Below are 13,855 nucleotides of genomic sequence, written 5' to 3'. Positions count from 1 at the left end.
ACGCGGTCACCACGTGAATGCACTAACTGGGCCTGTATTTTATGTCGCGGCTTAGCGTATTTCCAGGCGCCGGCATCGCGCAAAGCAGCAAGCCGGGCGCGAGCGCGCTACCTTTCGCGCGGCTGTCCAATCCAGACGATTTCCGGTGATTCTTGCGCCAGATAGACATTATCCGGCCGCCTTGAGTCCGTTTTGAGCAGTATTTCGCGGGAATCCATCAAATCTGACGAATGAGCCGCGGATTCTTGGAAAAGTCGTAAGGGTTTGTTAATATCGCCCGCCAGTGATAATGAGAATGCGTCTCATTGACATATCCGGCAAGCACTGGCGAGACGACCCTTCCAAAACGACATGAACAACCGAGAACACGCGCGGCACGCGCGACGCACGCTGCCGCGGCCGTTGCAAATTGCGGCCTGGCTTACTTTCGCAGCGGCTCAGGCCGCTGTTGCCCAAACGTCGACGCAGGACAGCGCCGCGACGAGCGCAAAGGCGCCGCCTCAGGCCGCCGCCACCGGTACGGCCGGCACGGACCAGGCGCTGCCCGCCGTGAAGGTGAGCGCGAGCCAGGTCGCCGATTCGCCGCTGAACCTGAACACGCCGGTGAACAGCGGCGCGCTCGGCACGCGCTCGCAACTCGACACGCCGTTCTCGACCACCGTCGTGACGGGCGAGAATCTGGCCGAGCGCCAGGTCTACAAGCTCGGCGATGTGTTCGCCGGCGACGCCTCGGTCACCAACAACAGCAACGCCTATAACGCGTGGGCCACCTACATCACCATTCGCGGTCTCCCCATGGACTGGCAAAACGGCTTTCGCATCGACGGCAATCCGTTCATTTCGTACGGCATCACCATGCCCTACGAGCAACTGGAGCGCGTGGAGCTGCTCAAGGGCCTGGGCGGCTTCATGTACGGCTTCGCGCAGCCGGGCGGCCTCGTCAACTACGTGACGAAGCGGCCGGAGAAGGACCCTGTCACGAGCCTCGACGTGGGCTATCGCATGGACGGCGTGCTGAGCACGCACGTCGACCTGAGCCGCCGCTTCGGCCCGGACGACATGTTCGGCGCGCGCCTGAACTACACGAAGGAAGCGGGCAAGACCTATAACGCCGGCGATATCAACCGCAACTCGGTTTCGCTCGCGCTCGACGGGCAGCTTACGCGTGACCTGCAGGTGTGGTTCAACGCGCTCTACCAGACGATCCGTTCCAGCGGCCAGACGCCCGCGATCTACACGGGCAGCTACACGGCGTCGAGCCTGCCGGCGGTGATCAGCGGCGGCAGCAACCTGCTCGGCGGCACTGATCAGCATATCAACACGAACCTGCAGCTTTACACGGCGGGCGTGCGTTACCAGATCACGCCCGACTGGTCGTTCACCACCTCGGGCAGTTACAGCAAGTCGGCGCGCGACCGCAACGAGAGCACGCTCACGCTGCTCAACCAGGAAGGCGACTACACCGACGCGCGCTGGAACGGCGACGAAGGCCATCAGGACGTCTACTGGCAGGGCATGTTCGAGGGCAAGGTGAAGACCGGGCCGTTCACGCATCAACTCGTGATTGGCGGCGCATACCAGCATCAGACCAACAACTACGCGTTGAACTCGATCTATACGGTGCTCGGCAACGGCAACCTGTATCAGCCCAACCCGTGGCGCTTCTATTCGGGCGGCGGGCTCGAAACGTACCGCACGAGCGACATCACGCAGGCTTCGGCGTTCGTGAGCGACACGATGCAGATCACGAGCCGCTGGTCGGTGCTCGCGGGCCTGCGTTACACGAACTATAGTCAGAACAACTACGCAACCACGGGTGAGAAGACGTCCCAGTACAGCCAGAACGGCGTGCTCACGCCGACCTTCGCGCTCATGTACAAGCTCGAGCCGAATACCACGCTGTACGCGAGCTACGTCGAGGCGCTGGAGCAGGGCGCGATCGTGGACAGCATCTATGCGAACGGCGGCGCGATGCTGCGCCCGCTGCGCTCGCGTCAGTATGAAATCGGCATCAAGAGCGAGCACGAGCGCTGGAGCACAACGGCGGCGCTGTTCCGCATCGAGCGCGGCGCGGCTTACGCGAACAGCGACAACGTCTACGTGCAGGACGGCAACGCGATCTACGAAGGGGTCGAGGCGGCCGGCAGCGTACGGCTTGGCCGCAGCTGGCAGGTGGCAGGCAGCGTCACGCTGCTCGATACGTGGTACGCGAAGGGCCAGTCGTATAACGGCAATCGTGTAGCCGGCGCGCCGACGTTCGTCGCCGCGGGCCGCGTGACTTACGACGTGCCTTACGTGCAAGGCCTGCAGCTGGCCGCGGATGCGAAGTTCACGGGCAGCACCCAGGTACGTCCCGCAAACAATCTGGAAACGGGCGGCTACATGCTCGTGAACGTGGGCGCGAACTACTTCACCCGCATTGGCGGCCACGACGTGACGCTGCGGGCGGCCATCGACAACATCACGAATCGCCGCTACTGGATGTACCAGTACTCCGACTACATTGCGCCAGGCGATCCGCGCACAGTCAGCCTCAACGCGAAGATCGACTTCTAAACCTTCGATCCGTTTCAACGAGCGGGCGCATGGCGGGATTCCGGCATGCGCCCGCGCGCCGTTTACGAAATCGGCTGTGAATCCGGCGTGGGGTTGCCGAGATTGTCGGTGGGCACGTATTGCTGATCGAACGCCGCCACATACAGGGCCCATTCAGGGTCGCCCAGATCCACAAGCAGCGCGCCGTCCTGCCAGATGTCGTTGTGGTCGTTCGCGTCGTTGCCCGCCTTGTGGATGAACTCGCCCTTCGAGCCCTGGTTCATGTGGACGTCGTGGATGCCGTCGCCTTCGCTGTAGAAGCGGCCAAACACGTAGACGTCGAGCGACGCTTGTTGCGCACGCAACAGCAGGCGCTGCAGCGAGGCGACGGGCTCCACCTGGTCGGAGCCGTCCATCACGTCGCTGTTGCGCCACGCGCCCGTATTGGCGAGGAAGTCGCTGCGCTCGAAGTCGATGGCCGGCAGCGCTTCGGTGCCCGTGAGATCGGTTGAGCCTTCGGCCGCGCCCTCGAGCGTGGTGAGCATGTTATGGTTGAAGTCGAACACGAGCTTGTACTTGAGCAGGTCGTCCGCGTCCGTGGTGCCCACGTTCACAGCGATGTCCCAGCGTGCGCCGTTGACCGTCACGCCGAAGTGCAGGTGATACTGGACTTCGTGCGGCCGCCGCGTGGCCTTCAATTGCGGCGCGGAAACAATTTTCGCCTTGACGTAGCCGTAAGGAAGGGCCATCGCGCGCTCCTCTAAGTTCGGGTGGGTTCGCCATTGTGCCGCGCGAACGTGAACTTGCGCTTACAGCGTGCGCGCGATGCCCCGCCCATCGCTTTACGGTTGCTCGACTGCGGCTGTCGGCGCGCAGCCTTCGGGCACCCATGCGTCCCATACCTCGTTCATGCCGGCGAAGTCGCGCGCGATATCGGCGAGCCAGACCTGCGCGGAGACGAGCCGCGTCTTGTCGATGCCGGCTTTGGCGAGAAAGCCGTCGATTTTCGCGAGCACGGCGGCGGTCTGGATCTTCACGTCGGGCGACGGGTCGGCCGACGTTTGGCCGCCCACGAACACGAGTCCCGCGGCCTTCACGACGCGGCTCATGCGCTGATTGGTTTCGATGCGAACGATAGCGTTCATGTGTCTGCAAGCTCCTTCGCCGCAATGGCGATACGGGGTGAGGGATTCGATGGCGTCAATGCGCGGCAACGCCGGCCAGCGGCGCCTGCACCGCGGCGCGCGCGAAGCGGTCGATCGCGAACGCATCGAGCGAAAGCGAAGGCGCGCCGTCGAGCACGAGTTCGGCAACGAGCCGCCCGCACGCGGGCCCAAGTTGAAAGCCGCTGCCGCAATAGCCGAACGAGTAGTAGAGATTCGCGGCGCGCCGGCTCGCCGAAATGATCGGCAGCGAGTCGGCCGTGAACGCTTCCACGCCGGCCCACGCGCGGTTCACGCCCAGATGGCGCAGATGCGGAAACAGATCGACGACGGTCTGCGCGCTTTTCACGAGCCGCATGAAATCGACTTCGCCGTGGCGCTCCGGCAGATCCGCGATGCCGATCAGCTTGCCGCCGATCACCACCGTGCCGTTGTCGAACTGCTTGAACGAAAGCGGGCGGCCCGTCGCGCCGAGCGTCGCGCGGCAGAAGGGCGCCACGCGGTGCGTGACCATCAGCATGAGCCCTTCGGGGTGCACGGGCACGGGCTCGCCGGCCTGGCGCGCCAGCTCGCCCGACCACGCGCCTGCGGTGACGAGCAGCCTGCGCGCGGCAAAGGTGCCGCGCGGGGTTTGCGCGAGCCAGCGCTCGCCGCGCGGCTCGATGTGCGTGACCGCCGTGCCTTCGTAAAAGCGCGCGCCGTGCTTTTGCGCGGCGAGTCGAAACGCCGTGGTGGTGCGAAACGGCAGCGCATAGCCGTCGCGCTCGACCCAGATGCCGCCCGTCACGTGCTTCGCCAGTGCCGGTTCGAGTTCGAGCACGGTCTCGCGGTCGATCAGCTTTTCATGCGTGAAGCCGAGCGATTCGAGCAGCGCGACGCGCTCGCGGCACGCTTCCAGTTCGGCCTCGGTTTCGGCAATCTTCAGTTGCCCGGAAGGAACGAAACCGCCGTCGTCGCCGATGGTGTCGGGCAGCGCGTGCCAGATTTCGCGCGACATGAGGGCGAGCGGGATCTCGGGGAGCGGGCGGCCGAGCGTGCGCACGCCGCCCGCGTTCACGCCCGACGAGTGGCGGCCCACGTAGTCGGCTTCGAGCACGATCACGCTCGCGCCGCGCCGCGCCATGTGAAAGGCGCTGCTCGAACCATGCAGGCCGCCGCCGATCACGAGCACGTCCGCTTCCTGGATGGCGCTCGCGGGAGGAGTTCGGGCGTCATTCACCGGCGAGTTCTCCGAGCGTAAGCGGCTTGATCGGCGGGCGGATGCGGTAGTAGCCCACCTCGGCAGGTGGCACCTTGCGTGCCTCGGCGATCACTTCGGTCACGGTGAGGCCGCACATGCGGCCCTGACACGGCCCCATGCCGCAGCGGCCGAACGACTTCGCCTGGTTCGGGCCGAGGCAGCCCAGGCCGACGAAGCCGCGCAGCTCGCCCGCCGTCACCTCTTCGCAGCGGCAGACGATGGTGCTGTCGGCGGGGATGCGGTTCGCGTCGCGCGGGCGGTAGAGGCTGTCGAGGAACGGGCGGATGCGCATTACGCGGTCGAGTTCCGCGCGATGGGGCGCGGCCTCGCGATCGCGCGCGGCTGCGTCGATCGAGCCTAGCTGTGCTGCGGCGGCAAGCGCCGCGAGCACGCCCTGTTGCGCTGCGGCCAGGGCTCCGCCGATGCCCGCGCCGTCGCCGGCCACGAAGATGCCGGGCACATCCAGCTCGCCCCATGCATCCGTTTGCGGTGTGAAGCAAAGCTGCCCGTTGTCCCAGCGATGCGCGGCGCGCAGCGCCTGCGTGAACTGCGTGTTCGGCACCACGCCCTGGTGCAGTAGGATCACATCGGCCTCGATACGGTGTGCGCGGCCTTGCGACGTGAACGTGAGCGCGGCTGCGCGCTGCACGCCGTCGCTGCCCTGGCGGCCTTCCACCGCGAGGTCGTCGGCGGCTTCGAAAATGGGCACCCTGGCCTCGCGCAGCGTGCGGATCAAATGCAGGCCCTTGCTCAGGAAAGGCCACGAGCGCAGCGCCGCAAGCAGGTGGCGTTTCGCGCGCCAGCGGTCTTCGTGGCGCGTGGTGTCGACGAGCGCGCGAATCGGCACGCCTGCCCGTACGTATTGCCAGCCGAGCAGGTAGAGCAGCGGCCCGCACCCCGCGAGCACGGGCGGCGAGGCGGGCACTTCGCCCGCGCTCTTCAGCAGGATTTGCGCCGCGCCCGCGGTGAGCACGCCGGGCAGGGTCCAGCCCGGAATGGGAAACGGCCGCTCCAGCGCGCCGCTCGCGAGAATCACGCGCTTCGCCTGGAAGCTGCCCACCTTGCCGTCCTTGAGGTAGTGAACGGCATGTTCGCGCGTGACCTGCCATACCGAGGCGTGGGCGACATGGCGCGCGCCGGAATGCGTGAGCGCCTGGGCGATGGCGTCGCCCGCCGCGTAGTCGGGGCCGAGTATCTCTTTGCGGCGCGCGTCGGCGCGGCCTATCGCGCGATAGATCTGGCCGCCCACGGCGTCCTGCTCATCGATCAGGACCACTGAGAGTCCGGCTCGCGCCGAACGGGTGGCCGCGCTCATCCCGGCAGGACCCGCGCCGACCACGACGACATCGACGGCTTGCGCATTGAAATCGGCTTTGGCATCGCCTTGATAATCACCGGGCATGAGCGTTCTCCTCGAGCGTGTCGGCATTCGTGCCGGGTTCGGGCGGCAGGTCGCGCGCGCCTTCCTGCGAGCGGATCTGCATGCCCGCGCGCACGGGCACCATGCAGCTCTGGCGGCTCGGCACGCCGTCTATCTCGACAAGGCATTCGAAACACGCGCCCATCATGCAGAACGGCGCGCGCGGTGCACCCGAAACGGGCGTCGCGCGAAAGCGCGATACACCCGCGGCGAGCAGCGCAGCCGCGACGGAGCGGTCGGCGGGCACGGACAGCGGCTGGCCGTTGAACCAGATATCGACGCGCGTTTCGGCGTCGGAGAGCGTCTTGAACAGCGGCGCGGCCGCCTGGGTGGATTGGGCTGTCATGGCGGAATTAGTGAGCGAGGATCGGTTCGGCCGCCGCGTCGGTGGCGAAGCGGCGCGCGGAAAAAGCGGGCAGTTCAGCGGGCATCGGGCCTCCCGTGATCCACGGCGCGATGCGCAGCGCGTGGGCCGCGGCGAGCGTCACGCCGCTATGGCAGGTGACGACGAAGGCACCCGGATGCGCCTCGGACTGGTCGTAGATCGGAAAGCCATCGGGGCTGTACACGCGCAGTGCGGCCCACATGCGCACGAGCCGGACATGGGCGAGCATGGGAAACGCCCGCACGCCGCGCGCGGCGATCTGGCGCAGGATCGGCGTGGTGGTGAAGTCGTTGAAGCCGGCTTCTTCCATCGAGTCGCCGAACTGCACCGTGCCTTCGTCGGTCTGCCGCACGTTGATGGTCGGGTAGCGCAGAAACGGCTCGACGCGCTCGCTTACGAGCACCTGGCCGCGATTGGGCGCAACGGGGGCGTTGAGGCCCACGTGCGGTGCGAGCGCGCGATTGCCGAGGCCGGCCGCGAGCACGACGCGCGCAGCGTGATACACGCCGCGCCGGCCTTGCACGCTGAACCCTCCCGGCCCGGCGGCGATACGCTCGGCGCGTTCGCCCGAGACGAGCCGTACGCCGCGCCGTTGCATCGCGACATGCAGCGCGCGCAGCAGCTTGAGCGGGTTGACGTGGCCATCCATCGGCGTATAGCTCGCGCCAACGACCGCCGGGCCGATGCCGGGCAACTGCTCGCGCAGCTCGCGATGATTTAGCAGTTCGAACGGATAATCGCCGATCTCGGCCTGCAAGGTGGAGAGCCGTTTATGGCGCTCGGCGAGTTCTTCGTCCGAGAAGCAGATATGAAAGCCGCCAGGCTGGCGCAGCGCGACGTCCACACGCGCCTCGTCGGCCAGGCTTTGCGCGAGCAGCGGCCAGCGCTGTGCCGAACTGCGCGACCAGCGCGCGTAGGGCGAAAGGCCGTAACCCTTGCCCTGAATCCAGACGAGGCCGAAGTTGCCGCGCGAGGCGCGAAAGCCGCCGTCGTCCTCGTCGAGCACGGTCACACGCGCGCCTTCTCGGGCGAGCCCATAGGCCACGGCGGAGCCCACGAGGCCGCCGCCGATCACGAGCACGTCGGGGCTCGCGGTGGAGTTCTGTGTCATCGGGCTTCTCCGATCAGGATGCGGTCCAGCCCGACCATGCGATCGAGCAGTAGCATCAGCAGGATCGTGCCGACGATCAGCACCGCCGAGACCGAGGTGACGAGCGGATCGATCGTCTGCGCGATCTGGTTGTACATGGCGACGGGCAGCGTGGTGGTGCCGGGGGTCGCGACGAAAATGGTCATGGTGAGCTCATCAAAGCTCTGGATGAACGACAGCACCCAGCCGCCCGCCACGCCGGTGCGGATCATCGGCAGCACCACGCGGCGGAATGCCGTGAAGCGGCTCGCGCCACACGAAAGCGCTGCGCGCTCGGCGTCGCGATCGAGGCCGACCGCAGAAGAAAGCGCGAGACGCAGCGCATACGGCAGCACGATCACCACGTGCGCGGCGACGAGTGCCCAGAACGAGCCGTTCAGGTTCAGCAGCGAGAGAAAGCGCAGGAACGCGATGCCGAGCACCACGGCGGGAATCATCATCGGCGAGAGGAAGAAACTCACCAGCGCACCGCGGCCCGCGAAGCGGTAGCGTGCGATGGCGAGCGCGGCGGGCACCGCGAGCGCCACGCCGATGGTCGCCGCGGCGAACGCGAGGCGCACGGAGAGCCAGAAGGCCGAGACGATGTCGCCGTTCTGCAGGATCGCGCGAAACCAGCGCAGCGAGGCGCCGTCGAACGGCATCGAGATATAGCCCTTGTCCGTGAATGCCACGAGCAGCACCACGACGATGGGCGCGAGCATGAAGGCGAGAAAGAGCGCGTTGAACGCGAGCCCGAGGCATCCGTTGCGTTTCATGGAATGGCTCCTCAGTCGAAGATGTGCTTGAAACGGCGTTCGGCGAGACGGCTGCAGCCCATCACGATCGCCACGTTGGCGATCAGCAGCAGCACGGCAATGCTCGCGCCCAGCGGCCAGTTCAGGGTGCCGAGGAACTCGTCGTACGCGGCCGTGGCGACGACCTTCAGACGTCGTCCGCCGATCAGCGCGGGCGTGGCGAACGCGGAGGCCGAAAGCGCGAACACGATGATCGAGCCCGAGAGCACGCCCGGCATGATCTGCGGCAGGATCACGCGGCGGAACACGCGCAGCGGCGAGGCGCCGAGCGAGCGCCCAGCCCATTCCACCTGCGGATCGAGCTTTTGCAGCGTCGCCCAGACCGACATCACCATGAACGGCACGAGCACGTGCGTGAGCGCGATGATGGTGCCCGTCATGGTAAAGACGAGACGAATGGGCTCGTCGGTGATGTGCAGGGCTTGCAGCGCGTGGTTGAGCACCCCGTTGTTGCCCAGCAGGATTTGCCAGCCGAGCGTGCGCACCACCACCGAGATCAGCAGCGGGCCGAGCACGATCAACAGGCAAACGGATTGCCATGGCCGGCGCATGCGCGCGAGCACCAGCGTCTCCGGTACGCCCAGCACAATGGAAAGCAGCGTGACGGCGAATGCGAGTCCTGCGGTGCGCAGGAAGATTTCGCCGTAGTAGGGATCACTCAGGACTTCCAGGTAATTGGTGACGGTCCAGCCGCGTTGCACACCCGCGAGGTCGCTGAATACGTGAAAGGACAGCACGAAGGTGAGAATGAGCGGCACCAGCAGCAGCGCGAGGAACAGCAAAAGCGCGGGCGCGGAGAGCAGCCACGGCGCGGCGCCCGGGCGCGAGTCGTCAAGCGTTGCCATGAGCGCTCTCCCGCGTGAGCACGCGCAGATCGTCGTCGGTCCAGGCGAGTCCGACTTCGTGGCCTTCCTCGGGCGGCGGTGCGCCGTGGTTGGGCTGCGCGACATGAAACTTGCCGAGCGAGGTTTCCACGACGAGCAACCATTGATTGCCCACGAACACGCGCGTCGTCACGCGCCCCATGAGGCGCGCGTCGCCGTTGGCCAGATGCACTTTTTCGGGGCGGATGTACACGTTCACCGCGCCCGCCACCTCGCGGCCTTCGTGCGGCACGTGCAGCATCGTCCCGCCTACCTCGACCTCGGCGCAACGCGGATTGCGGCGCAGCACTTCGCCCACGAGCGTATTGGTGCGGCCAAGGAAGGTGGAGGCGAAGGGCGTGGCGGGGCGCTCATAAGCGTCGAACGGCGTGCTCAGCTGCGCGATGGTGCCGCGGTGCATGACGGCGATGCGATCGCTCATCGTCATGGCTTCCACCTGGTCGTGCGTGACGAGAAGGGTCGTGATGCCAAGGCGTTTCTGGATGGCGCGCAGTTCGATATGCATCTCTTCGCGCAGCTTGGCGTCGAGGTTCGACATCGGCTCGTCGAGCAGCAACAGTTCGGGCTGCATGGCCAGTGCGCGGGCGATCGCCACGCGCTGGCGCTGGCCGCCCGAAAGCTCCTTCGGGTAGCGCGCGTCGAGCCCGCGCAAACGCACGAGTTCCAGCGCCTCGGCGACGCGCTCTGCGCGTTGCGCGCGCTTCATCTTCTGCATCTCCAGACCGAAGCCCACGTTACCGGCCACGGTCATGTGCGGAAAGAGCGCATAGCTTTGAAACACCACGCCAATGCCGCGCTTCTCCGGCCGCTCGTGGGTGATGTCGCGTCCATCGAGCGTGATGCGGCCCGTGCTCGGCGTGATGAAGCCCGCGATCATCTGCAGCGTGGTCGTCTTGCCGCAACCCGAGGGACCGAGCAGCGAGAGAAACTCGCCGCGCTCGACCGTGAGGTCGAGCTGCTCGATCGCCGTGAAGTCGCCGTAGCGCTTCGAGATGCCTTGCAGGGTGAGGAAGCTCATGAGCGTCGGTCCTCGCTTTGCGTTGGGTGCGGGGCAGGGAGCGGGCGCATCAGCGCTCGACCGAACGGTTCCAGCGCTCGGTCCACTCGGTGCGATGCTCGTTGATGGTGGTCCAGTCCATCGCCGTGAGCTTCGCGATCTGGTCAGGCCCGTAAGGCACGCGCGCGGCCACTTCGGGCATGAGCTTGACGGTCTTGTTGACGGGGCCGAGACCGATGTCCGCTGCCTGCTGCGCCTGCACTTCGGGGCTCAGCAGGAACTGGATGAACAGCTGCGAGAGTTGCGGCTGTGCGTTCTGCGCAATGGAGCACGCAGCTACCTGCAGCGCCACGCCGCCTTCCTTCGGGTAGATGAACTTGAACGGGAAGCCGGTGTTTTGCAGCGCCACCGCGCGGCCGCTGCCGTAAGGCGCGATGATCACGTCGCCGGACTGCATGAGGCCGTCCATTTCTCCGGGCGTGGGCGCCCACGAAAGCACGTTGGGCGCGACCTGCTTCGTCATGGCCTTGAAGCCCGGGTCGATGTCCTTCTCGCCGCCGCCGTTCAGGCGCGCGAGCATCACGAGCGTATGCAGCCCGTAGGTGTTGGTGATGGGCGGCACGCCGAGCTTGCCCTTCACGCGCGCGTCTTCGAGCGACTTCCACGAATCGGGCGCCGGCAGGCCGAGCTTTTTGAACGCCTGTTCGTTATAGCCGATGCCGGTTGCCACCATGCCCACGCCCACCGCGGTCGGGCCAATGTGCGCGAGCGGATAGAGGTCCTTCATGACGGGGGCGTCGTCGAGCTTGCCGCACAGGCCGAGTTGCATCGCCTGATACATCGGGCCGTCGTCCATCACGGCGACGTTGATCTGCTCGTGGCCCTTTTGCGCCTGGAGCTTGGCGAGCGTGTCGCTCGAATTGCCCGCCACGTAGACGATCTTGACGTCATGCGCCTTTTCGAACGCCGGGATGATCTTCTGACGATAGAGCTGCTCGTTGGAGCCGCCGACGTTGGCGACGTACAGCGTGGTTTCGGCCTGGGCGAGCGAGGCTGCAGCGAGCGTGCCGGCGACGGCGAGTGCGACGAATGCGGTTTTGTGGGGGAAGGTTGAACGACGGCGCATCGCGGCTTTCATGACGACGATCTCCATTCGATTGTGGGGAGCGGCGAACCGGACAGTGCGCCGATGCATCGCAGTCTGTGCCGGGCTGGCCATATCGTCCAATACGAATAAAATGCCAACCTATACGGGAATGATATGGACCAGGGTTAGGCCCTGGCGCGGGAATCAGGGTTACGCCCAGGAGAGATCATCTTGAATCTGAAGCACGTCGAGGCGTTTCGCGCGGTGATGGTGTCGGGCTCGATGACGGCCGCCGCGAAGGCGCTCTACACCTCCCAGCCCAACGTGAGCCGCCTGATCGGGCAACTGGAGCGCGAGACCGGGCTCACGCTGTTTCAGCGCGTGGGCATCCGCCTCATTCCCACGAGCGAGGGCAATGCGTTTTTCCGCGAAGTCGAGCGCGCGTATGTGGGCCTGCAAGGACTCAGCAATGCCGCCGCGCAAATCCGCAATCTCGGCAGCGGGCGTCTGCGCATTGCCGCCATGCCGTCCGCGGGGCTCACGCTCGTGCCGCACGCCATTGACAAGTTCCGCCGCCTCTTTCCGGGCGTAACGATCTCGCTGCATGTGAATACATCGGGCACGGTGAACCACTGGACCGGTTCGCAGTTCTGCGATCTGGGCGTCGCGGTGTACATCAGCGAAGCGTCGAACTGCGAGGTCGAACTGCTTTCGAAGGTCGCGGCCGTCTGCGTGATGCCGGCCTCGCACCCTCTCGCGAAAAAGGCCATGATCCGGCCTGCCGATCTGGAGGGGGAATCGTTCATCTCGCTGTGCCACGGCGACGGCACACGCACGCAAATGGATGAAGTGTTCCAGCGCGCGGGCGTGGAGCGCGTGCTCGCCATCGAGGCGCAGTACACGGCGATCTGCTGCGAGATGGTCCGCTGCGGCATGGGTGTGACGCTCGCGCATCCCATCGTCGCGCGTGATTTCGCGGGGCCGGACATTGCGATCCGGCCGTTCTCGCCGGCTGTGCTGTTCCCGACGTACTTGCTGTTTCCGCCGAACCGGCCGCGCGAGCGTCTCGTGGCCGAATTCGTCGAGGTGCTGCGCGAACACCACGACGGTTTGATTGCGCAGGTGAAAGCGGCCGACCGCGCACCCGCGCGCAAACGCGCGAAGAATGCGGCGGCTTGAGGCGCGCGATCAAGCGTCGTTTTTCGCGCCGCGCTTTTTCTGTGCCGCGCGCTCCACGAGATGCTCGACCATGCGCTGCACCGCGGGCTGCAGCGTGTCGAACGCACGGAAGCAGACGATGAAACGCCGCCGCGCCCAGGCATCGGTGAGGGCTATGGTGTGCACGTCCATGATGCGCCGGTAAGTGTTGCTCACCTCCTGGGGCACGACGCTGATGCCGAGGTTGGCGGCCACCACGCGAAACGCCGCATCGAGCGTCGACACCACCGCGCGATAGGCGACCGTGCGTCCGCTGCGCGCCGCCGACTGCCGCAGCATCGTATGCACGGCCGTGGAGGTCGGCAGGCCCACGTGCTCGTAATCGAGCGTCTCCTCGAAGGCGATGGTGCGGCGTTTCGCGAGCGGGTGCTCGGGATGCACGGCGAGTACGAGCCGGTCTTCGCGCCAGGGGCGCGATTGCAGTCCCCCGAGTTCCACGTTGTCCCAGCACACGCCTAGCGAGGCCGCGCCGTCGCGCACGCGCTCCACGAGTTCGTGCGAGGTGCGCTCTTCCACGTTCACGCGGATGTTCTTGTACTCGGGCAAGCGCATGAACGATGCGAGATCGTCGAGCAGCGCCTCGGCGATTGCGGAAGCCGAGGCGCAGACGCTCACGCTGCCCGAGAGGCCGCTGCCGAGCGCGGCGACGTCGCTGGCCGCGCGTTCGAGCGTGAAGATCACGCTGCGCGCATGCTCGAGCAGCGCGAGACCCGCCGCGGTGGGCTGCACGCCGCGGCGTGAGCGCGTGAGTAGCGGCACGCCGAATTCGCTTTCGAGCTGGGCGATGCGCTTGCTGATGGCGGAGGGTTCGATGTGCTCCTCGCGCGCCGCGCGCCCCATGTTGCCGTGCTCGCACACGCTCACGAGAAGGCGTAAGGTCTTGAGGTCGATGTCGTGCACGGTGTCTCCTGACTGCGTTTTGTGTGTTTCCGGATTGGAATTTTGAAGCTTCCAAAATACCGCTTTATGTATTTTGCGGAAT

13 protein-coding genes are annotated in these 13,855 nt (G+C 66.2%); 2 read left to right on the top strand and 11 right to left on the bottom strand.

Translation table 11 applies throughout. The features are described from left to right. The first annotated feature begins 351 nt into the window (after window positions 1-351). Window positions 352-2,556 carry a TonB-dependent siderophore receptor gene (locus M3A49_RS14310; protein ID WP_266229215.1) on the top strand — a complete coding sequence of 735 codons (2,205 nt, stop codon included), beginning with the start codon at window positions 352-354 and terminating at the stop codon, window positions 2,554-2,556. Between the two features lie 62 nt (window positions 2,557-2,618). Here M3A49_RS14310 and M3A49_RS14305 read toward each other — a convergent pair whose 3' ends face one another. From M3A49_RS14305 to M3A49_RS14260, 10 genes are all read right to left on the bottom strand, one after another. Next, a complete protein-coding gene (locus M3A49_RS14305; protein ID WP_266229214.1) occupies window positions 2,619-3,284 on the bottom strand; it encodes a DUF2278 family protein in 666 nt (221 codons plus the stop codon). 93 nt (window positions 3,285-3,377) lie between these two features. Next, the gene (locus tag M3A49_RS14300; protein ID WP_266229213.1) at window positions 3,378-3,680 is read right to left on the bottom strand and encodes a RidA family protein; all 303 of its coding nucleotides are present in this window, start codon (window positions 3,678-3,680) and stop codon (window positions 3,378-3,380) included. Window positions 3,681-3,735: 55 nt separating this feature from the next. Continuing rightward, the gene (locus M3A49_RS14295; protein ID WP_266229212.1) at window positions 3,736-4,917 is read right to left on the bottom strand and encodes an NAD(P)/FAD-dependent oxidoreductase; all 1,182 of its coding nucleotides are present in this window, start codon (window positions 4,915-4,917) and stop codon (window positions 3,736-3,738) included. Then, window positions 4,910-6,340 carry an FAD-dependent oxidoreductase gene (locus tag M3A49_RS14290; protein WP_254353919.1) on the bottom strand — a complete coding sequence of 477 codons (1,431 nt, stop codon included), beginning with the start codon at window positions 6,338-6,340 and terminating at the stop codon, window positions 4,910-4,912. Before M3A49_RS14290 ends, M3A49_RS14295 begins: the two co-directional genes overlap by 8 nt. Further along, window positions 6,330-6,704, bottom strand: a complete 375-nt coding sequence (locus tag M3A49_RS14285; protein WP_028202201.1) for a (2Fe-2S)-binding protein — start codon at window positions 6,702-6,704, stop codon at window positions 6,330-6,332. Before M3A49_RS14285 ends, M3A49_RS14290 begins: the two co-directional genes overlap by 11 nt. A gap of 7 nt (window positions 6,705-6,711) precedes the next feature. Beyond that, complete coding sequence (locus tag M3A49_RS14280; protein ID WP_254353921.1) at window positions 6,712-7,854, bottom strand: NAD(P)/FAD-dependent oxidoreductase; 1,143 nt, start codon at window positions 7,852-7,854, stop codon at window positions 6,712-6,714. Continuing rightward, window positions 7,851-8,648 (bottom strand): ABC transporter permease, encoded by a 798-nt coding sequence (locus tag M3A49_RS14275; protein WP_028202199.1) that lies wholly within the window; start codon window positions 8,646-8,648, stop codon window positions 7,851-7,853. Before M3A49_RS14275 ends, M3A49_RS14280 begins: the two co-directional genes overlap by 4 nt. Window positions 8,649-8,659: 11 nt before the next feature. Further along, window positions 8,660-9,532, bottom strand: a complete 873-nt coding sequence (locus M3A49_RS14270; protein WP_254353924.1) for an ABC transporter permease — start codon at window positions 9,530-9,532, stop codon at window positions 8,660-8,662. Next, window positions 9,519-10,589, bottom strand: coding sequence for an ABC transporter ATP-binding protein (locus tag M3A49_RS14265; RefSeq protein WP_266229211.1), 1,071 nt, complete (start codon window positions 10,587-10,589; stop codon window positions 9,519-9,521). The genes M3A49_RS14270 and M3A49_RS14265 overlap by 14 nt, the downstream gene beginning before the upstream one ends. 49 nt (window positions 10,590-10,638) lie before the next feature. Further along, window positions 10,639-11,706 carry an ABC transporter substrate-binding protein gene (locus M3A49_RS14260; RefSeq protein ID WP_266229210.1) on the bottom strand — a complete coding sequence of 356 codons (1,068 nt, stop codon included), beginning with the start codon at window positions 11,704-11,706 and terminating at the stop codon, window positions 10,639-10,641. Between the two features lie 180 nt (window positions 11,707-11,886). On the opposite strand from M3A49_RS14260, the gene M3A49_RS14255 reads away from it, so the two are divergent. Beyond that, a complete protein-coding gene (locus tag M3A49_RS14255; RefSeq protein WP_266229209.1) occupies window positions 11,887-12,834 on the top strand; it encodes a LysR substrate-binding domain-containing protein in 948 nt (315 codons plus the stop codon). Window positions 12,835-12,843: 9 nt separating this feature from the next. Here M3A49_RS14255 and M3A49_RS14250 read toward each other — a convergent pair whose 3' ends face one another. Next, window positions 12,844-13,773, bottom strand: a complete 930-nt coding sequence (locus M3A49_RS14250) for a LysR family transcriptional regulator (protein ID WP_266229208.1) — start codon at window positions 13,771-13,773, stop codon at window positions 12,844-12,846. Window positions 13,774-13,855: the final 82 nt, after the last annotated feature.

Origin of the sequence: Paraburkholderia sp. CNPSo 3076 (genome assembly GCF_026343935.1) — a bacterium.
Classification (GTDB): domain Bacteria; phylum Pseudomonadota; class Gammaproteobacteria; order Burkholderiales; family Burkholderiaceae; genus Paraburkholderia; species Paraburkholderia nodosa.
The sequence above is the reverse complement of the archived record's forward strand: the minus strand, read 5'-3'. Positions and strand labels throughout refer to the sequence as shown.